Origin of the sequence: Pseudomonas sp. GL-B-26 (assembly GCF_019947405.1) — a bacterium.
Lineage (GTDB): Bacteria > Pseudomonadota > Gammaproteobacteria > Pseudomonadales > Pseudomonadaceae > Aquipseudomonas.
In genome coordinates, this window is record NZ_JAGYGJ010000023.1 from 38,605 (window position 1) to 58,427 (window position 19,823).

Below are 19,823 nucleotides of genomic sequence, written 5' to 3' on the forward strand. Positions count from 1 at the left end.
TCCAATGACTTCAGCCTACGCAGAACTTTTGATGTACGTCGCCCCCGAGCCGATCCGCGAGGCCAACGAGCGCTGGCTGACACGAATGCTCGAGCGACTGGGTGCCAGCCGCCGCAACGCCGAGGGCCTTTCGCTGATGGACCTCTGGCTGTCCCCGCACTTGCTGCTGACCCAAACCTGCGGCTACCCGCTGATGACCGCGTTGCGCGGTCGGGTCCGGGTCATCGGTCGTCCTCGTTATGAACTGCCGGACGCCAACGGTGGCAACCATTGCAGCCTGTTGTTGAGTCGCGTCGATGATCCACGGCGCAGCCTGCCGGCCTTTCGCGACAGTCGTGGGGTGATCAATGGCGAAGACTCCAACAGCGGCATGAACCTGCTGCGTCACCGACTGGCGCCGTTGCATCGAGACGGGCAGTTCTTCGCCAGTGTCGGTATCAGTGGCAGCCACCGCGAAAGCCTGCGCGGGTTGCGTGAAGGGACAGCGGACCTGGCGGCCATCGACAGCGTCACCTTCGCCTATCTCGCGCGGCACGCCGAAGAAGAAGTGGCTGGCCTACGGGTCATTGCACGAAGTGCGTTCAGTCCGACTTTACCGTTCATCACCGCCGCGACCGTCACCGATGAACAGGTCGAGGCGCTGCGGCAGGTGATGAATACGGCGTTGCAGGAATTGCCCGAAGTCAGCGAAATCCTCGGTCTGCAAGAGGTGTTGCCGGCCGGCGAAAGCGACTATCAGATTGTGCTCGACTATCAGCAGGAGGCCGAAGCGCTGGGGTATGGGCGATTGCGGTAGGCGGTGTGACAAGATCGCAGCCTCGTTTCACTCGACAGCTGCTACAGGAAATCGGTGTGCATCTGTAGCAGCTGTCGAGTGAAACGAGGCTGCGATCCTTTGATCTTTAATTCAAAAATAGAATATAAAAATGCTTTTTAAATATTATTAATGAATAAGGCTCCTTGCTAGGATCGCGTCACCGGATCACCGGACATTCAGCGACCCCTAACCCTTGGAGCCTCTATGTCCGGCACCGACCTTTCCCATCGCAACGACGTGGGCGGATTGTTCCACGCGCATTACCTTTGGCTGTGCACACGGTTGCGCCGGCATCTGGGCGCCAGTTCCAGCGTCGAAGACATCGCTGCCGAAACCTTTCTACAGCTGCTCGAAGCGCCGGGGCTGACCCCGATCCGCGAGCCTCGCGCCTTGCTCACCACCATTGCCCAGCGGTTGATCTATCAGCTCTGGCGCCGCCGCGATCTGGAACGCCAACACCTCGATCAGCTGCAACACCTCGATCAGCCTCAAGCGATCTCGCCCGAAGAACGGGTGCAAATGAGCCAGGCCTTGCATGGCCTCAATCGCACGCTGGAGCGCTTGCCGGGCAAGGTTCGCGCAACTTTCCTGTTGTCGCGAGTCGACGGTCTGACCTATCCGCAAATCGCCGCCGAACTGGGCATTTCCCAACGCTCGGTCAGCGTTTACATGACGCGTACCCAAGCCCTGTGCGCTCGGCACAGTGCCAACCAATCCTTGAATTCCCTGACCCGGAGGTCCGCTTGAGATCGATCAAAACCCTGCTCGGCAGTTCACTGCTGGCCCTGAGCCTTGTGGCAACCCACGTTCCCGCGGCAGAAAAAACCGCGCCGATCCACTTCGGTGACATCACCTGGGAAAGTGGCAGCCTGATCACCGAAATCCTGCGCTTGATTGTCGAGAAAGGTTACGGCTACCCGACAGATACCTTGCCGGGCAGCACCGTCAGCCTCGAAGCGGCGTTGGCCAAGAACGATATTCAAGTGATCGGCGAAGAGTGGGCAGGGCGCAGTCCGGCGTGGGTCAAAGCCGCCTCGGAAGGCAAAGTGTTTGGGCTGGGCGACACGGTCAAAGGCGCCACCGAAGGCTGGTGGGTGCCGGAATACGTGATCAAGGGCGATCCCGAACGCGGCATCAAACCCCTCGCTCCGGAACTGAAATCCGTCGCCGACCTGGCGCGCTACAAGGACGTGTTTCGCGACCCGGAAGACCCAAGCCGTGGGCGCTTCCTCAACAGCCCGACCGGCTGGACCTCGGAGATCGTCAACAGTCAGAAACTCAAGGCCTATGACCTGACCGACAGCTTCGTCAATTTCCGCACGGGTTCGGGCGCCGCACTGGATGCCGAGGTGGCTTCGTCGATCCGTCGTGGCAAACCGGTGTTGTTCTACTACTGGTCGCCGACGCCGCTGTTGGGGCGTTTCAAACTGGTGAAACTCGACGAGCCGGCGTTCGACGCCGAAGCCTGGAAGACCCTGGCCGACGCCAACAACCCGAATCCAAAGGGCACGCGCTCGATGCCGGCAAGCCTGGCGATTGGGGTGTCCGCGCCGTTCAAGGCGCAGTACCCGGACCTGGTGGCGTTCTTCGAAAAGGTCGACCTGCCGATCGATTTGCTGAACCACACGCTTGGTCAGATGAGCGAAAAGCGCCTGCAACCGCGTCAGGTGGCGGAAGCGTTTTTGCGTGATCAGCCGCAGGTGTGGAAGGGCTGGGTTCCCGGTGAAGTGGCCACTAAGGTGAGTGCGAGTTTGTAAATTTGTAGTGCCTGGTCTTGAGGCCTATACCAACTCTGCGGCCAATGCAGCCTTCACGGCTGGCCGCTGATCAACCCGCACCTGAAACCGCGCCAACGCCGGCCACTCATTCAACTCGATGGCAAACAGGTGCGCCCAGCGCAACACCGTAAACAAATACGCATCGGCAATGCTGAACCCGTCAGCCATCAAATAATCCTGGCGCTCCAGCGTCTGACACAACACCGCAAATCGCTTGAACAGTTTCTCCTTGATCAGCGCTTTGCCCTCATCCGGGAACTGCGAACTGAACAGCCAGCCCAGCCCGCCATGAATCTCGGTCGAAATGAAATTCAGCCATTCCTGCAACCGTACCCGTTCGAACGTTCCGCTCGCGGCTGCCAGGTTCACTTCGGGTCGCAGGTCTGCCAGGTATTGCAGGATCGCCGGACCTTCGGTCAATACTTGGCCATTGTCCAATTGCAGTGCCGCGACGTAACCCTTGGGGTTGATGGCGAGGAAGTTGCCGCCGCTGGCGGTTCGCTTGGTGGTGTTGTCGACGCGGATCAACTCGAACGGCAAATCCAGTTCGCGCAGCACGATGTGCGGCGCGAGCGAGCAGGCGTGTGGGGCGTAATACAACTTCATCGGCAGGGCTCTGGCTGGGGATTTGCGCCAGTGTCATAGTGCGCGGCACCCTCGGTAAAATTAATCTTTCAGAAAGCCGCCATAAGGAAAGCTACTGCCATGATGAATCTGATGCACTGGCGAATGGTGGTGGCGGTGGCTGACACGGGCAACATTACCCGGGCTGCCGAGCGGGTCGGCATGACCCAGTCCGGTGCCAGCCAGGCCTTGGCATTGATCGAAGAAACCCTGGGCGTTCAACTGTTCAGTCGGGAGAACCGCCAGACCTTGCCGACGGCAATCGGCCTGTCTGTGATCGAACATGCGAGAACCATGCTCGGTGCTCTGGAAACCATTCGCAGTACTGTCGATTCCACCAAAGACATTCAGCGCGGGACGATTCGCCTGGCCAGTTTCCCCATGGTGTTGGCGACTTTCCTGCCGCCGCTGTTGCGTCAGTTCAATCGGCTTTATCCCGGCATTCAAGTGGTCGCGCTGGAGGTCAGCGACGATGAAGTGGAAACACTGCTCGGCGCCGGACTGGTGGATGTCGGCGTGGTGTTGAACCCGGCGCCCGAGCGCAATGCCGGTCGCCTGGGACGTGATGCCTGGATGGCCGTGGTGCCCGGCGGTCATCCTTTGGCCCGTCGTTCAAATGAAGAAGGGGTCTCCCTGGCGGAGTTGGCGGAGCAACCTTTTGTACTGGCCACGGGCGGTTGTTCGACCAACGCTCGCAGTTTGGCGGAGGATGCAGGGCTGCAACTGCTTGATGTGCGGGTCGAGGTCCGTGAATGGAGCAGTGCGTTCACCCTGGTGCGGGAAAACATCGGCGTGACGCTGGTGCCGGAGATGACGCTGCCGAGCCATCTTCAGGGTTTGCGCGTGGTGCCGGTGAAGCCGCGTATCGATCGAGAGTTTGCTTTGGTGGCCGCTGCGAATAAGCAACCTTCGGCGGCGGTGCAGGCGTTGATGGGCATGCTCGCTGAGAAATGACGCATACCGAAGCTGAACCGATTTTGTCCTCAATACTGGCCGACTAGTGGCCTTGCTTACCTGCCTCGCCTGTCTATGCTGACTCGTAACTAACTATGTCGGCCGCATCTGAAGGCCGTCATACAGGTTAAAAGTGTGCGCAACCCAAGGCACCGACGCTGAACAACACGGAGCTGTCCGGTCAATGGAATGTCTTATCAGAACGTTAGGGCTGGCCCGATTCCGGGCTATCAAGAGAAGGATGTCTTGATAAGAGCGTTGCTGCATGGACTCTCCGATTAAACATCATTGATCACCTGACCAAGTCCTTCCTGTGGAGGGATGCGTGTGCCTGTTCCCTGGAACGTAGTGGTGGAGCTGTTGAAAGATCAAAGAACTTTCATCAAACAAAAGACCGCGCTGAAGGTGATACGACTATGTTTAACCGACGTCACAAGACTGACCTGCTGGAAATCGAACGATTCAGTTGCGCGCTGACCGAGGCTAACGCGAAGTTGGCCGCAGTCAGCTGCTCGATGGCGATGATTGAGTTCACCCCCGAAGGGATCGTGCTCGATGCCAACGACAACTTTTGCAGTGCCATGGGATACAGCGCCGAAGAAGTGCGCGGAAAACATCACCGGATATTCTGCGAAGAAGCGTTTTATCGAAGTGAAGCCTACGCCAGGTTGTGGCGTGACCTGGCCCGTGGTGAACCGGTGAGCGGGACCTTTTTACGCCTGAACAGGAGCGGCAAGGAGATCTGGCTCGAAGCCAGCTATATGCCGGTGTTCGGCGCTGATCGTCAGGTCAGGAGTGTGATCAAAGTCGCCACTGACATCTCAGCCAGGACCTACAAGGAACACGAAAACGAGAGCATGCTTGAGGCGATCGGTCGCTCCATGGCCGTGATCGAATTCACCCCGGATGGCAAAGTCATCACGGCCAACGACAACTTCTTGAAGACGATGCATTACTCGCTCAACGAAGTGGTTGGCCAGCACCACAGTCTGTTTTGTCATCGAGCCGAAGCCGAATCTCAGGCCTACAAAGCGTTCTGGGCCTCGCTCAATCGCGGCGAATATCACTCGCACCGTTTCGAGCGCAAAGACAAGCACGGTCATACGGTTTTCCTGGAGGCCTCCTACAACCCGCTGTTCGACACCAAGGGCCGATTGTACAAAGTGGTCAAGTTCGCCAGCGACATAACCCAGCAAGTCACCACCCTGCAAACCGCCGCGGAATCGGCCCACAGCACTTCGGTACAAAACGACGCCTGCGCGCAGAAAGGTTCCCAGGTGGTGCAGCAAACGGTGCAGACCATCCAGGACATTTCCAAAGACTTGAACGAAGCGGCGCTGAGCATTGATGCCGTCAGCAAACAGTCCGACATCATCGGCACCATCGTCCAGACCATTCGTGGCATTGCCGATCAAACCAACCTGCTGGCGCTCAACGCCGCGATCGAAGCGGCCCGTGCCGGGGAGCATGGACGCGGGTTTGCGGTAGTCGCCGATGAAGTTCGCAGCCTTGCGGCACGAACGAGCCAGGCTACGGTGGAGATCGTTGAAGTGGTGCGCAAGAATCACGATTTGTCATTGAGTGCGGTGTCGAGCATGCAATCGAGTTTGAGTCGCACCGGGTTAGGCGTGGAACTGGCGAACGAAGCGGGGGAGGTGATCCTGGAGATTCAGCAAGGGTCGCGGCATGTGGTGGATGCGATCAGTCAGTTTAATTCGACGTTGCAGATAAGTTGATAGCGGCACATTAAAAAGGGTCCCTCGAAGGGTAATGCCGATCAGTTAAGCCATTTCAGCCGCAACGCAAACCTTGTAGCAGCTGGCGAAGCCTGCGTTCGGCTGCGCAGCAGTCGTAAACCCTATGTACCCGGTGGGTCTGACGCAACGCAGTGTCTGACTTTACGACTGCTTCGCAGCCGAACGCAGGCTTCGCCAGCTGCTACGGATTGTGTCGTTCCATAACTGATCGGCATTACCCTCGAAGGGACCCTTTTTTGACTTCCGCACTGTTAAAGCGAAGCGAGAAACTTGTCGACCACCTGGCTGCTGCCATTTTCGCTGCTGCTGTTTTCTTTCTCGACCTGCGCCATTTTGGTCTTGTCTTGCATGCGCTCGGCAATCTCTTTACCGATCGCCAGTTGTTTTTCCGGCGGCATGGTTTTAGGTCATTTTCCGTCAGACCCATCTCTTGCAAAATACTGTCGCGCAACCGCTGTTCCGGTGTTTTGCTCATGTACTCCTTGAATGCTTCTACGGCTCGACGATAACGAAGGATTGAGGTCAACATTTGCCGCCGGACGGCAGAGGTCGACCGCACGGTGGACTCAGGCGGCCTGATCGGAGGGCTTATGGCGCAATCGGGATATCGAAGGTCTGAAACGCATCATCCACCGGACTGTAACCCAACACCCGCGTGGTTTCGCTGAGATCCAGGCGCTTGAAGCGGTTGTTGGAAATGCCGTGGGCGATCAGGTGTTGCACGCCTTCGACCTCCACCGAACGTTGCAGCAATTGCACTGCATCGCGCGGGCTCAGCCAGGCGCTCAGGTCTCGGGCATTGGTCAGTTCATGACGGTCCGGGAATTCGAAAGCACCGATCCGTATCGCGATGGTCGAAAGGTTGCGTTTGGCAGCATAGAACGCACACAACGCTTCGCCATAACACTTGCTGACGCCATACAGATTGGCCGGCATGACCTGCATGCCCGGGGTGATCTGCCGGTCCACCGGATAGCCTTCGATGGTTTGCGCACTGCTGGCGAACACCACTCGTTTGCAGCCAGCCGCTGCCGCAGCTTCGAACAGGTAAGTGGTGGCCAGAATGTTATTGGGCAGCAGCTCATTGAAAGCGGCAGTGGCGTGAGGAATGCCGGCCAAGTGCACGATGACGTCGATCCCTTTCAATACTTCGCCCATGGCCGCGAGGTCGGACAGGTCCAGGCTGACAAAACGGTGAGGCGCATCGACCGCAAAGTCGGGCTCGATGCGATCCGTCAGGACGAAGGTGTAGCGGTCTTTTGAGGCTTCGAAAAAGGTTTTGCCGATTCTGCCGCAGGCACCGGTCAGCAGTACGTTGAGTCCGTTCATGAGTCTCTCTTTTCAGGGTAGGAGTGTTGCGGGTTTGGCGTTATGGCAGGCCGTTGCAGCCGTGTTTCAGGAATCCCGGGCGTTGTGCCAACCGTTGGAAATACTCGTCGATGGCCGGGTAGTCGGGGCGCTCCATCGGTGTCATCAGCCAGCGATTGACCGACAGCCCGATGACGATGTCCGCCAGCGTGAAGTGTGGCCCGGCGACATACGCCTTGGTGGCCGCGAGCTGATGTTCGAGGATGCCCATTTTCTGATTCCAGCCGTGTACACCGGCGGCAATGTGATGCGGGTCCCGAAATTCCGGATCTTTGCGTACCAACGCCGTGAACGCGTAGCTCCAGGAGGCATTGAGTTCGGTCGCTTGCCAATCCATCCACTGTTCCACCCGAGCGCGGGCCGCCGGTTCGTGGGGCAGCAGATCGGTGTTGTGGTGTTTACCGGCCAGATAGCGGCAGATGGTGTTGGACTCCCACAGCACGCCGGCCTCATCGATGATCACGGGCACCAGTGCGTTGGGATTGAGCCTGAGAAACTCCGGCGTGTGGGTCGACGCATAACCGCCGCCCCAGTCTTCACGTTCGTAGGCAACACCCAGTTCCTCACAGGTCCACAGGACTTTTCTGACGTTGATGGACGAGGCTTTTCCCAGAATCTTCAGTGCATGTTCCATTGAGCTACTCCGTTAGCGATTCGACGCTTCAGGAATCTAACAGACATTCAGCGTTTTCGAACCGGGTCCGGCAGCGCCGAAGTTGGCAAACCAAACGTGCGATCAAACAGCCAGTTGAAGGCGAAGGTGTAGCACGGGATGAAAATGATCAGCGCCGCGTCCAGCAGGAAGGCTTGCACCAGGCTGATGTTCATCCACCAGGCGATCAACGGGATGAGGAACACTATCAAGGTTAGTTGAAAACCCACGGCATGGGCGATGTGCCGTTTAACGGTGCGGGTTCGCGAAGGCTGACGGCTTTCCCAGCGCTCAAACAGCGTGCAGAGCGGGGGAACGATCAAAGCGTCAGGTACTCTCGCGCACCTTCAACTCAAACCCCATGTCCTGCACCGGTTTCGCAACCGTATTACCAGCCATCAACGTCAACATCTGCTCCGCCGCGCGGCGTCCGATGGCTTCTCGCGGGGTGCTGATGCTGCTCAGACGCGGCACCATGTGCGCCGAGGCCGGCAGGTCGTTGAAGCCGAGGATCGCCACTTGTTCGGGGATCTTGATCCCGCAGCGCATGGCTTCGAGCAGTGCGCCCTGGGCCAGGTCGTCGTTGCCGAAGAAGATCGCATCGACATCGGGATGAGTGGCGAGCAGTTGCAGGAACAGTTCGCCACCAAGGCCGACGGAGGAGGAGCGAGGTGTCAGCACTTCCAGGTCCGGGTCATACAAACCGGCCTTTTGCAGGGCTTTGCGGAAACCTTCGCCTCGCAGCAACGTGCGTTGATCCAGTTGCGCGCCGATGTAGGCCAGACGCTTACGACCGCGTGACAGCAAATGCCCGGCCGCTGTCTCGCCAGCCGCGAGTTGCGAAAAGCCCACGCAATTGAGCCCGGCGGCGCTGTCCAGTTCCATCATGTACACGCAGGGAATGTTGCTGGCCTCGATCATCCGGCGCGAACTTTCGGTGCGGTCGAAACCGGTCAGCAGCAATCCGCGAGGCTGATACGCCATGTAGTTGCGCAGCAGGTTTTCTTCTTCATCACGTGAGTAATGGAAGTTGCCGATCAGCACTTCGAAGCCCTTCGGGCGCAAAACCTGATGAATGGCTTCCAGTGTGTCGATGAACAATAAGTTGGACAGCGACGGCACCAAAACCACCACCGAATGGCTCTGGGCCGAGGCTAACGCGCGGGCGGCAGGATTGACCACGTAGTTGAGTTCAAGCGCTGCTTTCTGCACTTTTTCCACCAGTTCGGTGGCCACCGTGCTGACCCCGCGCAGGGCGCGAGAGGCGGTGATCGGGCTGACACCGGCCAGGCGTGCGACTTCGTTCAAAGTGGGGCGGCCAGTGGTGCGCGTATTTTTATCGTTTTTAGGAGAGATCATCGGACGGCTTGCCAAACAAAATTCGAGGCACTAAGGTAGCGCTGTCTCGACGCAGCTGCAAATGCGTGAGCGGGGTTTGCCTGATCCCCGTTTTTTGGCGTCGGGAACGAACATGCTGCAACCCACAAAAATGACAAGAAGGCGTCGGCAACTTCTGCTTTTGCTCTAGAGTCATAACTGGCAAAGGTAGCGCTGTCTGCGCGCTGAGGTGTTACATGAATCATCCCATCACCGCCCTGGTCATCATGGGTGTTGCCGGTTGCGGCAAGACTTGCGTCAGCGAGGCCTTGTGCCAACTCAGCGGCGCGACCGCCATTGAAGGCGACACTTTCCACCCTGCCGCCAATATCGAAAAGATGAGCGCGGGTATCCCCCTGAACGACGACGACCGTGCCGGCTGGCTCGACAGCCTGTGCGATGAATTGCGCCGCATTGACGCCAAGGGCGAACGCCCGGTGCTGACCTGTTCGGCCCTCAAACACATTTACCGTGAACGTCTGCGCAGCGCCTTGCCGGGCCTGGGCTTCGTGTTCCTGGAACTGACCCCTGAAGTCGCCGCCGATCGTGTCTCCCATCGACCAGGCCACTTCATGCCGTCGACGCTGATCGACAGCCAGTTCGCCACCCTTGAATCGCCCGTTGGCGAGCCCCTGACCCTGGCTCTGGACGCTTCGAACCACAGCGTCGACCAATTGGCGAAGCAAGCTCACGACTGGTGGCAGGCTCATGGCCTGAAACACGCCGTATGAGTTTTGCTCGAAGAGATAGCGCTGTCCTGATGGCTTGCGAATTCCCCGCTTTAATAACAACAACAACCAGGAGACACCCCTAATGTTTGGCATGTCCCACGAGACGTTCCTGCTGCTCGATGCAGTGGTCACGGTGATCGGGCTTATCGTCCTGATTACCAAGTTCAAGTTTCACCCGTTCATTGCCCTGATCATCGCCGCAGCCTTTCTCGGGCTGACCTCCGGCATGCCGATCGGCACCATCATCAAGGCGTTCCAGGACGGCTTCGGTGGGGTGCTCGGGTTCGTCGGGATCATCCTCGCGCTGGGCACGATGCTCGGTAAAATGATGGCCGAGTCGGGCGGGGCGGATCAGATTGCCCAAACGCTGATTCGTGCGTTCGGCAAGGACAAGGTGCAGTGGGCGATGATGTTCGCGGCCTTCCTGGTCGGCATTCCGCTGTTCTTCGAAATCGGCTTCGTGCTGCTGATCCCGCTGGTGTTCATCGTGGCGAGGCGTACCGGCGTGTCGATCATCAAGATCGGTATCCCGCTGCTGGCCGGTCTGTCCGCCGTGCACGGTCTGGTTCCGCCGCACCCGGGTCCGTTGCTGGCCATCGGCGTGTTCGGTGCCGACATTGGTAAAACCATTCTCTACGGCCTGATCGTTGCGTTGCCGACGGCCATCATCGCCGGCCCGATCTACGGCACGTTCATTGCCAAGTACATTCCGGGCCATCCTAACCAGGAACTGGTCGATCAACTGGCGCGTGATGACGATTCTGCCGATCTCCCGAGCTTCGCCATCACCTTGATCACCGTGCTGTCGCCGGTGTTCCTGATGCTGCTCAAGACCTTTGCCGATGTGGTGCTGCCGGACGGCAACTTCTTCCGCACTTTCATGGACCTGATCGGTCATCCGATCTCGGCACTGCTGCTGGCGTTGCTGCTGTCGCTGTACACCTTCGGTTACAAGCAGGGCATTGGCTCCAACCAGATGCTCAAATGGCTGGATGCCAGCCTTGCGCCAACCGCCGCAATCATCCTGATCATCGGTGCCGGTGGTGGCTTCAAGCAGATGCTGGTGACCAGCGGCGTTGGTAATGTCATCGGCAACATGGCGGTGGCCGCGCAGATCTCGCCAATCCTTCTGGCGTGGCTGGTGGCGGCGGTGATCCGTATCGCGACCGGTTCTGCAACCGTGGCGACTATTACCGGCGCGGGCATTGTGGTGCCGGTGGTGGGGATGATTCCGGGTGTGAACCGTGAGCTGCTGGTGTTGGCCACGGGTGCCGGTTCGTTGATCCTGTCTCACGTCAACGACGCGGGTTTCTGGCTGGTGAAGCAGTACTTCAACATGACCGTAGCGGAAACCTTCAAGACCTGGACCGCGATGGAAACCATCCTGTCCGTGGTGGGCCTGGGCTTTATCCTGCTGTTGTCGCTGTTCGTCTGACACAAACGCCAAACACAAAAAAACCGCAGCGATGCGGTTTTTTTGTGGGTGATGAATCGAAATCCCTGTAGGAGCTGTCGAGTGAAACGAGGCTGCGATCTTTTGATTTTGTTTTTTCAGATCAAGATCAAAAGATCGCAGCCTCGTTTCACTCGACAGCTCCTACAGTGTCAGGTGTCAGGCGTTGGTTTTGCTGATCAGACCATCCGCCCGGAACATCCCGCGAATCCCGCGTATGGCCTGACGAGTCCGGTCCTGGTTTTCGATCAGCGCGAAGCGCACGTGATCATCCCCATACTCACCAAACCCTACGCCCGGCGACACACAAACCTTGGCCTCGGCCAGCAGCTTTTTGGCGAACTCCAGCGAGCCCAAGTGCGCATACGCCTCGGGAATCTTCGCCCAGACATACATCGACGCTTTCGGGTTCTCGACCATCCAGCCCAGTTCATGCAGGCCTTTGACCAGTACGTTGCGACGCTGACGATACTGCTCGGCAATGTCTTTGACGCACTGCTGATCACCTTCCAGCGCCGCAATCGCCGCGACCTGCAGCGGGGTAAACGTGCCGTAGTCGTGATAACTCTTGATCCGCGCCAGGGCATTGACCAGTTCGGCATTGCCGACCATGAAACCGATGCGCCAGCCCGCCATGTTGTAGCTCTTGGACAGGGTGAAAAACTCCACTGCAATGTCCTTGGCGCCCGGCACTTGCATGATCGACGGGGCTTTCCAGCCGTCATAGACGATGTCGGCGTAAGCCAGGTCGTGCACCACCAAAACGTCGTACTGCTTGGCGAGGGCGATCACTCGCTCGAAGAAGTCCAGCTCCACGCACTGGGCGGTAGGGTTGGACGGGAAGCCGAGGATCATCATTTTCGGTTTCGGGATCGAGCCGCGAATGGCGCTTTCCAGTTCGGCGAAGAAGTCCACGCCTGGAATCAACGGCACCGAACGCACCTGGGCGCCGGCAATCACCGCGCCGTAGATGTGAATCGGGTAGCTCGGGTTCGGCACCAGAACGGTGTCGCCCTGGTCGAGGGTGGCCAGCATCAAATGCGCCAGGCCTTCCTTGGAACCGATGGTGACGATGGCTTCGCTTTCCGGGTCGATGTCGACCTCGTAGCGATCCTTGTACCAATTGGAAATTGCCCGGCGCAGACGCGGAATGCCCTTGGACGTCGAATAACCGTGGGTGTCTTCGCGCTGGGCGACGGTGACCAGTTTTTCGACGATGTGCGGCGGAGTAGGGCCATCAGGGTTGCCCATGCTGAAGTCGATGATGTCTTCGCCACGACGACGGGCGGCCATCTTCAGCTCGGCAGTGATGTTGAATACGTAAGGGGGGAGTCGATCTATGCGCGCAAAGCGGCGCGGCGAACCTGGGTTAGCCATTATTGCCTCGGATAACGTGAGCGCCCGGAACCGTCCGAGCGACGCTGGTCACTGCGGTGACCTGTGGCGGAATGTAAGGGCTGATGTGGCAAACTGTCCAGCGACTATGTAAACAAATTTATCCGAAGGAAATCGGTTGATGGAATTTACCAGTGGCTTCTTGCTGAGCCTTTCGCTGTGCCTGGACATCGGCGTGGCCAACATCGCGATGATCACGTTGGCGATGCAACGTGGCTATTTTCAAGGCTTTGCGCTGGGTTTGGGGACCTGTGTCGGCGACCTGATCTACGCCGTGCTGGCCTTGGCCGGGATGACCGTTTTGCTGCAATACGAAAGCGTGCGCTGGGTGCTGTGGATCGGAGGTTCGGCGCTGTTGTTCTACTTCGCGGCGAAGATGATCTATTCGGCGATCCACCATGAAGCGGTACTGGCGCAGGCCGAAGACGTGGGTCAGAACTCCCATCGGCGAGAGTTTTTTCGCGGGATCTTCCTCGCCATGTCGTCTCCCAGCGCCATTCTCTGGTTCGCGGCGGTGGGCGGCACATTGATCGCTCGATCCGGCGGCGGTGGCGCCCTCAGCTCGGCGCTGTTTCTTGGCGGATTTCTGTGCGCCGGGGTGCTCTGGTGCGTGGCTTTGTGCTTCGCGGCGAGTCACGGCGGCAAGTTGCTGGGCGACAAACTGCTGCGTTACTCCTATATGGCATCGGCGGCGATCTTCTGCTATTTCGCGGTCTACGTGATCCTATCGGGTTATAACGAGTTTGTCGGCGCAGTTGCTGTCCAGCAGTTGCATGCACTGTAACTGGGCGAATTCGGTTTGGGTTCTATACTCCCAGCCGAACCCACTTTTTTGTTCCAGGAGTTGAGTCATGGATGAGCAAACAGGCGACGACACCGCCAAGCCACGCTTCGAGTACGGGCACTTCCTGCTCATTGCAGGACTTGGCGGACGATTTACCGCAGACACCACTAAAGGCATTCCCGATCTCTGGGAGAAATTCATTCCCGAGATTGGCAAAATCCCCGGTCAAAAAAGCGAAGTGACCTACGGCATCTGCTGCAATCCGGATGGCAAGGGCGGCTTTGAATACATTGCCGGCGTTGAAATCAGCAAGCTCGACGACCTGCCGGATAAATACCGTTGGGTCGAGGTCCAGCCTCAGCACTACGCCGTGTTCGAGCACAAGGGCTCGCTCGATCAGTTGCCCCAGACCTTCCAATACATCTGGAAAACCTGGCTGCCGCAGTCCGGTTATCAGGCGGCGGACGCGCCGGAATTCGAACGCTACAGCGAAGACTTCAACCCGAAGCTCAACACCGGTGTGCTGGAAATCTGGCTGCCGCTCAAAGCGTAATGAGCGGGTCGAGCGGCGGATCGGCGGTCCGCCTCTCTGATCGATATGAACACCTTATTAATTTATGATCCCCAGCCTTTCCATCGCTGATCCCGAGCTGCCATGAACACCGTCATCCGTCACGTCACACCTGCTGATCTGGACCGCTGCTACGCCATCGAAACCGTTGCCTACGAAGGCGACGAAGCCGCCACCCGCGAAAAAATCGCCACGCGCATTGCCACCTGGCCCGAAGGTTTCATCGTGGCCGAAGTCGACGGCGTCGTAGCCGGTTTCATCAATTCCGGTGCGGCGTTTCAGGTCGAGATGTCGGACGAGGCGTTCAAGGAGCTGATCGGCCACGACCCGGCCGGCCCGCACGTGGTCATCATGTCGGTGGTGGTGCACCCGGATTTTCAAGGGCAGGGGCTAGCGAAACAGTTGATGGGCGAATTCATCGAGCGGATGCGCGCGCTGGGCAAGACCCACATCCATCTGATGTGCAAGGAGCGGCACATTCCGCTGTATGCCGGGTTTGGCTTTGCCTACATCAAGCCTTCAGCGTCTGACCATGGCGGGATGGCGTGGCATGAGATGATTCTGGAGCTGTAAACACAGCTCCTACAAGGGGGGGCGTTGTATCAGTAGAGGCTGTTGCGCACTCTGGCCGGCGCTTCCCGGTCATACGTCTCGGCATCGAACTGCCCATCGTTCAACCGCTTGTGAAACGCACCCGCCGTCGGCAGGGCAGAGCGTTCGAGGTGCTTTTGCGGGTTCCATAAATCCGAACGAACGATGGCCTTGGAGCAGTGGAAATACGCCGCTTCCACCGTCACCAGCATCACCGTGCGCGCCGGTTTGCCGTTCACCGCAAAGCTCTCCAGCAACCCAGGTTCGGCGCTGATCTTTGCCGTGCCGTTAACCCGCAATGTTTCGCCAATTCCGGGAATGATGAACAACAGCGACACCCGCGAATCGAGCACGACGTTGCGTAGGGTGTCGATGCGGTTGTTGCCCGGCCGATCCGGGATCGCCAGGGTGCGTTCATCAATGATCCGCACGAAACCCGGCGTGTCGCCTCGTGGCGAACCGTCCATCCCGTCAGGCCCCACCGAGCTGACGATCACCAGCGGCGAGGCGCGGACCATTGCCTGATAGTCCTCGTTCAGAAAGGGGATCTGCTTGCGCACGGCGCGGTCGTGGGGTTGGCCGTAGAGGGCTTCCAGTTCTTCGATGCTGTTGAGCATAACCACCTCAGAAAATCAGACCCATGCGCCGTTCGTAACCGATCCGGCCCTTGTAAGCTTCGCCGCTGTCGACCCAGCCGAATTTTGCGTAGAGCGCGATGGCCGATTCGTTGTCCGCATCCACCGACAACTCCAGCCCCTTTATTTCCGGAAACGCCTGACGCGCCACGTCGGGCAGGGCTTGCAGACAGGCCTTGCCATAACCTTTGCCCTGAGCCCGTTGATCGACTTGCAGTGCGTGAAGGGTGGCGCTGTGTTCATCGGCCCAGGCCGGCAATACGGGCGGGCGCTTGAGCAGCAGAAAGGCCACGGGAACATCCTCGACCAGAAGCGCGAATCCTTTGACGCCGGGGCCGGGTTTGGACAGCAAGGTGTGCAACGCACCGTGAATATCGCCGGAGAACCTGATTTGTTCTTTGTGAACTTCAATGGCCTCGACCTGCTGGCGCTGGAGCGCGTTCAGGCTGTCGTAAGGCACGAGTCTGGCTGTCACTGGAGTGTCCTTTTTCCAACAAAATGTGTTTCGGATTCTAACGAGTTTGTGTCCATGGATTATTTTTATTTCTACTGTCGATTTGGCTTTTCGCCAGACGACTAAGGGTGTCTTCACAACAAAAACCACGGAGAACCACCATGAACGCTACCCACGAAATCCAGACCCTGATCGACACCTATCGTCAGGCGGTCATCGCCAAGGATGTCGAGAAACTCATGCCCCTGTATGCCGACGACATCGTCTCCTACGACGCGGTCAAGGCCCTGCAATTCCGCGGGAAGGCAGCCTACCGCGCGCATTGGCAGGAATGCATGGAAATGTGCCAGGGCGCGCACACGTTTGATTTCGACCATATGAACATCGTCGCGGACGAGCACATCGCCTTCGCCCATTGGCTGGCCCATTGCGGTGGCACCAACGAGAAGGGCGAAACCCAGGCCTGCTGGATGCGCGTGACCGCCTGCTATCGGCGCGACGAAGGGCAATGGCGCATCGTCCACGAGCACTGGTCGGCTCCGTTCGACATGATGAGCGGCACGGTGCTGTTCAACCTGGAACCCTGAGCATCAGGCCGATTCGTCGGGAATGTCGCGAAAGCGTCAATCTGCAGCCATAGTTGATCCGTTCGATTCAGGAGAGCCCCATGAAGTACTTATGCCTGGTCTACAGCGACGAACATACGTTGCACTCGCTGCCCGAGAGCCCGAACGACGCTGAATGCATGGCCTACGGCGAGGCGATCCAGGGCAGCGGCCGAATGGTCGCCGCCGAGGCGCTGGAGTCGGTGCAGACCGCGACCACCGTGCGCATGCGCAACGGGAAGATGTCGATCACCGATGGCCCGTTCGCCGAAACCAAGGAGCAGTTGGCCGGCTTCTACCTGATCGATGCCAAGGACCTCAATGAAGCCATCCAGGTCGCCGGCAACATCCCGGCGGCCCGGGTTGGCTGTGTCGAGGTTCGTCCCGTTCGCCAGTTGAATCCCGGCGCCTGATGTCGGCCGAGTCGGTACGGGCGCAGGTCGAGCAGGTTTACCGCGACGACTCACGGCGGATTCTGGCGACCCTGATCCGTTTGCTTGGCGATTTCGATCTCGCCGAAGAAGCCTTGCACGAGGCGTTTTTCGTCGCGGTCGAGCGCTGGCAGCGTGACGGCGTGCCGGACAATCCGCGCACCTGGCTCGTGTCCACGGGGCGCTTCAAGGCCATCGATGTGTTGCGTCGGCGCGCACGCTTCATCGCGTCGCAACCGATGTTGATCGCTCAACTGGAGGCGCTGGAGCAGGCCGACTGGAGTGACGAAGACGTGGAAGACGATCGCCTGCGCCTGATCTTCACCTGTTGTCACCCGGCACTCGCGGCGGACGCCCAGGTGCCGCTGACGCTACGCGAAGTCTGCGATCTGACCACGGAAGAAATCGCCCGGGCGTTTCTGTCGGCGCCAGCGACCATCGCCCAGCGCATCGTGCGGGCTAAAGCAAAAATCCGTGACGCAAAAATTCCTTATCAAGTGCCGACCCTGGCGGAATTGCCCGAGCGCCTGGACAGCGTGCTGCGAGTGATTTACCTGGTGTTCAACGAAGGCTATTCCGCGTCCATGGGCGCGGAACTGACCCGTGAGGATTTGACCCGCGAGGCGATTCGGCTCGGTCGTTTGTTGATGGAACTGTTGCCCGAACCCGAGGTGATGGGGCTACTGGCGCTGATGCTGTTGCATGAGTCCCGACGCCCGGCCCGGACGTCGGCGAGCGGAGAGTTGATCGTGCTGGATGAGCAGGACCGTTCGTTGTGGGACGCCGAGATGATCGCTGAAGGTTGCGCGTTGGTAGAGCGGGCGCTGACGACTCGGCAATTCGGGCCTTATTGCCTGCAAGCGGCGATAGCAGCGTCGCATGCCGAAGCGCCCACGGCGGCGGAAACGGACTGGCTGGAGATTGTGGGTCTGTATGACGTGCTGTTGCGGGCGGTGCCTTCGCCGGTGATCGAATTGAACCGTGCGGCGGCGATCTCCAAACGGGATGGACCGTTGGCGGGGCTGACGTTGATTGAAGGGATTCTGGCGCGGGGTGATTTGCTGGATTACCACTTGGCGCACACGGCGCGGGCGGAGTTTTGTCGGCAGTTGGGAAGGGTAGATGAGGCGCGGGCGGCTTATGAGCGGGCGTTGGAGTTGACGCAGCAAGTGCCGGAGCGGCGGTTTATTGAGGCCCGGATCAAGGCGTTAGATCGCCCCCTCACCCTAACCCTCTCCCCAGGGGGTAGAGGGGACTGACCGAGTCGATATTTAGATATTCTGCGACCGGGGAAATTGAGCCGAACTCAGAGTTTGAAAAGCACCGAGATCGGCTCCCTTTCCCCCTCTCCCCCGTGGGGAGAGGGCTGGGGTGAGGGGTGGCCCTAACCATCGCCATCGCTATTCCAGCATCTTGCCAAGCAACCAACTCCCCGCCGGCCCCGGCGGATGCAGCCGCGACCACAGCGCATCGACGAACACCGGTTTCGGCCAGCCGCGCACGTCCAGTTCCTGCAACGTCCCAGGCCCAAACCGCTCCACCAGCCACCGCGGCAACGGCGCCCAGCCGAACCCGCCCTGGGCCATTTCCAGCAGCATCAGATAACTCGGCGCCGACCAGACGCGCCCCTTCGCACGGCTTTCATACGGATTGACGATCGTCGCCAGACGCAGCTCCCGGTGTTGTTGCAATACGTCCTGATCGATGTGGCCCAGCGCCGCCAACGGATGTTCGCGGGACACGAATAGGGCAATTTCCGTACGTTCCTCGACAGTCGAACTGACCAGATCCGGCGGGTAACTGTCCTGTTTTTCGGCGAAGGCCACATGCGCCCGACCCCGTTGCACCAAGGCCACCAGGTCATCGCATTCAGCGATCAGGCATTCAAGTTCCAGATCCGGATAACGCTGCTCGAAGGCACTGAGCGCCGCTTCGAAACGGTCGGACTGATACGTGTCGGAAATCGCCACGGTCAGTTTTGGCTCGACCCCTTGGGACAGTTGGCTGGCGGTCATTTCCAGTCGGCTGGTGGCGGCCAGAATGTCCTCGGCCCGTTGCAGCATCACGTGCCCGGCCGGGGTCAGGCTCGGCTTGCGGCTGCTGCGGTCGAACAGTGTCAGGTTCAAGTCGATTTCAAGGCTGGCCACGGCGGCGCTGATGGTCGACTGACTGCGGCCCAATTTGCGCGCCGCGGCGGAAAACGAGCCTTGAGTCGCTGCTTGCACAAACGCCTGCAACACTTCCTGAGAAGCCATGAACTATCGCCTTGATCGATGGTTATTGGTTATGAAGTATCGATGTGAAGAAGGATCATGGCAACCACAGTCACTCAGAGGAGTCTGGCCATGAGCGCCAACAAATCCATCACTGAACGTATTTTCCAGGCCATCGGCTTCGAATTGCTGGCCATCCTGATCTGTACGCCGCTGCTGGCGTGGATCATGGACAAACCGATGCTCGACATGGGCGTCGTGACCATGGCTATCGCGGCACTTGCCCTGGCCTGGAACGTGGTCTTCAACGGATTGTTCGACCGTGCGCTCAAACACTACGGCATCGTGCACAACGCGTGGGTACGTGTTGTCCATGCGCTGTTGTTCGAAGGCGGTCTGGTCGCGGTGGGTGTGCCGTTGATTGCCTGGTGGCTGAAGGTCAGCCTGTGGCAAGCGTTCGTGCTGGATATCGGCGTGTTGCTGTTTTTCCTGCCGTACACCTACGTCTACCACTGGGCCTATGACGTGGTACGGGAGCGGATGGTGATGCGCCAGGCTGTCTCGGGATCCCTGTAGGAGCTGTCGAGTGAAACGAGGCTGCGATCTTTTGATCTTGATGGCGTTTACAAAAAC

Annotated in this window: 21 protein-coding genes and 4 pseudogenes; 15 read left to right on the forward strand and 10 right to left on the reverse strand. The window is 59.0% G+C overall.

What is annotated here, in order from left to right:
* Nucleotides 1–4: 4 nt before the first annotated feature.
* The 3 genes from KGB23_RS16455 (at nt 5) to KGB23_RS16465 (ending at nt 2,574) form a co-directional block, all read left to right on the forward strand.
* On the forward strand, nt 5–796 hold the full coding sequence (locus KGB23_RS16455; RefSeq protein ID WP_223431828.1) for a phosphate/phosphite/phosphonate ABC transporter substrate-binding protein: 792 nt from the start codon (nt 5–7) through the stop codon (nt 794–796).
* Nucleotides 797–1,021: 225 nt separating this feature from the next.
* Nucleotides 1,022–1,564, forward strand: a complete 543-nt coding sequence (locus KGB23_RS16460; RefSeq protein WP_223431829.1) for a sigma-70 family RNA polymerase sigma factor — start codon at nt 1,022–1,024, stop codon at nt 1,562–1,564.
* Entirely contained in the window at nt 1,561–2,574 is a 1,014-nt protein-coding gene (locus KGB23_RS16465; RefSeq protein ID WP_095130886.1) for an ABC transporter substrate-binding protein, read from the forward strand. Before KGB23_RS16460 ends, KGB23_RS16465 begins: the two co-directional genes overlap by 4 nt.
* Before the next feature lie 24 nt (nt 2,575–2,598).
* Here KGB23_RS16465 and gstA read toward each other — a convergent pair whose 3' ends face one another.
* Nucleotides 2,599–3,201 (reverse strand): glutathione transferase GstA, encoded by a 603-nt coding sequence (gene gstA / locus KGB23_RS16470; RefSeq protein WP_223431830.1) that lies wholly within the window; start codon nt 3,199–3,201, stop codon nt 2,599–2,601.
* 99 nt (nt 3,202–3,300) lie between these two features.
* On the opposite strand from gstA, the gene KGB23_RS16475 reads away from it, so the two are divergent.
* The 3 genes and pseudogenes from KGB23_RS16475 to KGB23_RS30460 form a co-directional block, all read left to right on the forward strand.
* Nucleotides 3,301–4,173 (forward strand): LysR family transcriptional regulator, encoded by an 873-nt coding sequence (locus KGB23_RS16475; RefSeq protein ID WP_223431831.1) that lies wholly within the window; start codon nt 3,301–3,303, stop codon nt 4,171–4,173.
* A 521-nt stretch (nt 4,174–4,694) separates the two neighbouring features.
* Nucleotides 4,695–5,366 (forward strand): annotated as a pseudogene (locus KGB23_RS30455) (PAS domain-containing protein); the annotation flags it as partial.
* 111 nt (nt 5,367–5,477) lie between these two features.
* A pseudogene (locus tag KGB23_RS30460) lies at nt 5,478–5,909 on the forward strand (methyl-accepting chemotaxis protein); the annotation flags it as partial.
* Between the two features lie 272 nt (nt 5,910–6,181).
* Here KGB23_RS30460 and KGB23_RS16485 read toward each other — a convergent pair.
* The 5 genes and pseudogenes from KGB23_RS16485 to KGB23_RS16505 all read right to left on the reverse strand — a co-directional run.
* Nucleotides 6,182–6,429, reverse strand: a pseudogene (locus tag KGB23_RS16485) (hypothetical protein); the annotation flags it as partial.
* Between the two features lie 89 nt (nt 6,430–6,518).
* Entirely contained in the window at nt 6,519–7,259 is a 741-nt protein-coding gene (locus KGB23_RS16490; protein WP_223431833.1) for an NAD-dependent epimerase/dehydratase family protein, read from the reverse strand.
* A 40-nt stretch (nt 7,260–7,299) separates the two neighbouring features.
* Nucleotides 7,300–7,932, reverse strand: coding sequence for a glutathione S-transferase family protein (locus tag KGB23_RS16495; RefSeq protein ID WP_046049512.1), 633 nt, complete (start codon nt 7,930–7,932; stop codon nt 7,300–7,302).
* A gap of 47 nt (nt 7,933–7,979) precedes the next feature.
* Nucleotides 7,980–8,252 (reverse strand): annotated as a pseudogene (locus KGB23_RS16500) (PACE efflux transporter); the annotation flags it as partial.
* A 25-nt stretch (nt 8,253–8,277) separates the two neighbouring features.
* The gene (locus KGB23_RS16505) at nt 8,278–9,309 is read right to left on the reverse strand and encodes a LacI family DNA-binding transcriptional regulator (RefSeq protein WP_223431834.1); all 1,032 of its coding nucleotides are present in this window, start codon (nt 9,307–9,309) and stop codon (nt 8,278–8,280) included.
* Nucleotides 9,310–9,524: 215 nt separating this feature from the next.
* Between KGB23_RS16505 and KGB23_RS16510 the strand changes: the two genes are divergently transcribed.
* Both KGB23_RS16510 and KGB23_RS16515 read left to right on the forward strand, forming a co-directional pair.
* Nucleotides 9,525–10,058, forward strand: coding sequence for a gluconokinase (locus KGB23_RS16510; RefSeq protein ID WP_046049516.1), 534 nt, complete (start codon nt 9,525–9,527; stop codon nt 10,056–10,058).
* 82 nt (nt 10,059–10,140) lie between these two features.
* On the forward strand, nt 10,141–11,493 hold the full coding sequence (locus KGB23_RS16515; RefSeq protein ID WP_223431835.1) for a GntP family permease: 1,353 nt from the start codon (nt 10,141–10,143) through the stop codon (nt 11,491–11,493).
* 177 nt (nt 11,494–11,670) lie between these two features.
* On the opposite strand, the gene alaC is transcribed toward KGB23_RS16515, so the two are convergent.
* The gene (gene alaC / locus KGB23_RS16520; RefSeq protein WP_223431836.1) at nt 11,671–12,888 is read right to left on the reverse strand and encodes an alanine transaminase; all 1,218 of its coding nucleotides are present in this window, start codon (nt 12,886–12,888) and stop codon (nt 11,671–11,673) included.
* Nucleotides 12,889–13,027: 139 nt separating this feature from the next.
* Here alaC and KGB23_RS16525 point away from each other — a divergent pair, with 139 nt between their 5' ends.
* The 3 genes from KGB23_RS16525 (at nt 13,028) to KGB23_RS16535 (ending at nt 14,834) form a co-directional block, all read left to right on the forward strand.
* On the forward strand, nt 13,028–13,690 hold the full coding sequence (locus KGB23_RS16525; protein ID WP_223431837.1) for a LysE family translocator: 663 nt from the start codon (nt 13,028–13,030) through the stop codon (nt 13,688–13,690).
* 67 nt (nt 13,691–13,757) lie between these two features.
* Complete coding sequence (locus tag KGB23_RS16530) at nt 13,758–14,243, forward strand: GyrI-like domain-containing protein (protein WP_223431838.1); 486 nt, start codon at nt 13,758–13,760, stop codon at nt 14,241–14,243.
* Nucleotides 14,244–14,345: 102 nt separating this feature from the next.
* Nucleotides 14,346–14,834, forward strand: coding sequence for a GNAT family N-acetyltransferase (locus tag KGB23_RS16535; protein ID WP_223431839.1), 489 nt, complete (start codon nt 14,346–14,348; stop codon nt 14,832–14,834).
* A gap of 29 nt (nt 14,835–14,863) precedes the next feature.
* Here KGB23_RS16535 and KGB23_RS16540 read toward each other — a convergent pair whose 3' ends face one another.
* Together KGB23_RS16540 and KGB23_RS16545 are read right to left on the reverse strand one after the other, a co-directional pair.
* On the reverse strand, nt 14,864–15,469 hold the full coding sequence (locus KGB23_RS16540; RefSeq protein WP_223431840.1) for a pyridoxamine 5'-phosphate oxidase family protein: 606 nt from the start codon (nt 15,467–15,469) through the stop codon (nt 14,864–14,866).
* A gap of 7 nt (nt 15,470–15,476) precedes the next feature.
* Nucleotides 15,477–15,962, reverse strand: a complete 486-nt coding sequence (locus tag KGB23_RS16545; protein WP_223431841.1) for a GNAT family N-acetyltransferase — start codon at nt 15,960–15,962, stop codon at nt 15,477–15,479.
* Between the two features lie 140 nt (nt 15,963–16,102).
* Between KGB23_RS16545 and KGB23_RS16550 the strand changes: the two genes are divergently transcribed.
* The 3 genes from KGB23_RS16550 (at nt 16,103) to KGB23_RS16560 (ending at nt 18,236) form a co-directional block, all read left to right on the forward strand.
* The gene (locus tag KGB23_RS16550) at nt 16,103–16,528 is read left to right on the forward strand and encodes a YybH family protein (RefSeq protein WP_223431842.1); all 426 of its coding nucleotides are present in this window, start codon (nt 16,103–16,105) and stop codon (nt 16,526–16,528) included.
* 80 nt (nt 16,529–16,608) lie between these two features.
* Nucleotides 16,609–16,959: a YciI family protein gene (locus KGB23_RS16555; protein WP_223431843.1), complete on the forward strand. Its 351-nt coding sequence runs from the start codon at nt 16,609–16,611 to the stop codon at nt 16,957–16,959.
* Entirely contained in the window at nt 16,959–18,236 is a 1,278-nt protein-coding gene (locus tag KGB23_RS16560; RefSeq protein WP_223431844.1) for an RNA polymerase sigma factor, read from the forward strand. The genes KGB23_RS16555 and KGB23_RS16560 overlap by 1 nt, the downstream gene beginning before the upstream one ends.
* A gap of 141 nt (nt 18,237–18,377) precedes the next feature.
* Here the strand turns inward: KGB23_RS16560 and KGB23_RS16565 are convergent, their stop codons facing one another.
* Nucleotides 18,378–19,232 carry a LysR family transcriptional regulator gene (locus tag KGB23_RS16565; protein WP_223431845.1) on the reverse strand — a complete coding sequence of 285 codons (855 nt, stop codon included), beginning with the start codon at nt 19,230–19,232 and terminating at the stop codon, nt 18,378–18,380.
* A gap of 90 nt (nt 19,233–19,322) precedes the next feature.
* Here KGB23_RS16565 and KGB23_RS16570 point away from each other — a divergent pair, with 90 nt between their 5' ends.
* Nucleotides 19,323–19,766, forward strand: coding sequence for a multidrug/biocide efflux PACE transporter (locus tag KGB23_RS16570; protein ID WP_223431846.1), 444 nt, complete (start codon nt 19,323–19,325; stop codon nt 19,764–19,766).
* The last annotated feature ends 57 nt before the right edge of the window (nt 19,767–19,823 follow it).

Excerpts from the sequence above, each read along its gene's own strand:
- KGB23_RS16515 (WP_223431835.1), top strand. The coding sequence starts at position 10,141 with ATGTTTGGCATGTCCCACGAGACGTTCCTGCTGCTCGATGCAGTGGTC.
- gstA (WP_223431830.1), bottom strand. The coding sequence starts at position 3,201 with ATGAAGTTGTATTACGCCCCACACGCCTGCTCGCTCGCGCCGCACATC.
- alaC (WP_223431836.1), bottom strand. The coding sequence starts at position 12,888 with ATGGCTAACCCAGGTTCGCCGCGCCGCTTTGCGCGCATAGATCGACTC.
- KGB23_RS16505 (WP_223431834.1), bottom strand. The coding sequence starts at position 9,309 with ATGATCTCTCCTAAAAACGATAAAAATACGCGCACCACTGGCCGCCCC.
- KGB23_RS16560 (WP_223431844.1), top strand. The coding sequence starts at position 16,959 with ATGTCGGCCGAGTCGGTACGGGCGCAGGTCGAGCAGGTTTACCGCGAC.
- KGB23_RS16460 (WP_223431829.1), top strand. The coding sequence starts at position 1,022 with ATGTCCGGCACCGACCTTTCCCATCGCAACGACGTGGGCGGATTGTTC.
- KGB23_RS16510 (WP_046049516.1), top strand. The coding sequence starts at position 9,525 with ATGAATCATCCCATCACCGCCCTGGTCATCATGGGTGTTGCCGGTTGC.
- KGB23_RS16490 (WP_223431833.1), bottom strand. The coding sequence starts at position 7,259 with ATGAACGGACTCAACGTACTGCTGACCGGTGCCTGCGGCAGAATCGGC.
- KGB23_RS16535 (WP_223431839.1), top strand. The coding sequence starts at position 14,346 with ATGAACACCGTCATCCGTCACGTCACACCTGCTGATCTGGACCGCTGC.
- KGB23_RS16540 (WP_223431840.1), bottom strand. The coding sequence starts at position 15,469 with ATGCTCAACAGCATCGAAGAACTGGAAGCCCTCTACGGCCAACCCCAC.
- KGB23_RS16530 (WP_223431838.1), top strand. The coding sequence starts at position 13,758 with ATGGATGAGCAAACAGGCGACGACACCGCCAAGCCACGCTTCGAGTAC.
- KGB23_RS16550 (WP_223431842.1), top strand. The coding sequence starts at position 16,103 with ATGAACGCTACCCACGAAATCCAGACCCTGATCGACACCTATCGTCAG.
- KGB23_RS16475 (WP_223431831.1), top strand. The coding sequence starts at position 3,301 with ATGATGAATCTGATGCACTGGCGAATGGTGGTGGCGGTGGCTGACACG.
- KGB23_RS16525 (WP_223431837.1), top strand. The coding sequence starts at position 13,028 with ATGGAATTTACCAGTGGCTTCTTGCTGAGCCTTTCGCTGTGCCTGGAC.
- KGB23_RS16555 (WP_223431843.1), top strand. The coding sequence starts at position 16,609 with ATGAAGTACTTATGCCTGGTCTACAGCGACGAACATACGTTGCACTCG.
- KGB23_RS16455 (WP_223431828.1), top strand. The coding sequence starts at position 5 with ATGACTTCAGCCTACGCAGAACTTTTGATGTACGTCGCCCCCGAGCCG.
- KGB23_RS16495 (WP_046049512.1), bottom strand. The coding sequence starts at position 7,932 with ATGGAACATGCACTGAAGATTCTGGGAAAAGCCTCGTCCATCAACGTC.
- KGB23_RS16565 (WP_223431845.1), bottom strand. The coding sequence starts at position 19,232 with ATGGCTTCTCAGGAAGTGTTGCAGGCGTTTGTGCAAGCAGCGACTCAA.
- KGB23_RS16570 (WP_223431846.1), top strand. The coding sequence starts at position 19,323 with ATGAGCGCCAACAAATCCATCACTGAACGTATTTTCCAGGCCATCGGC.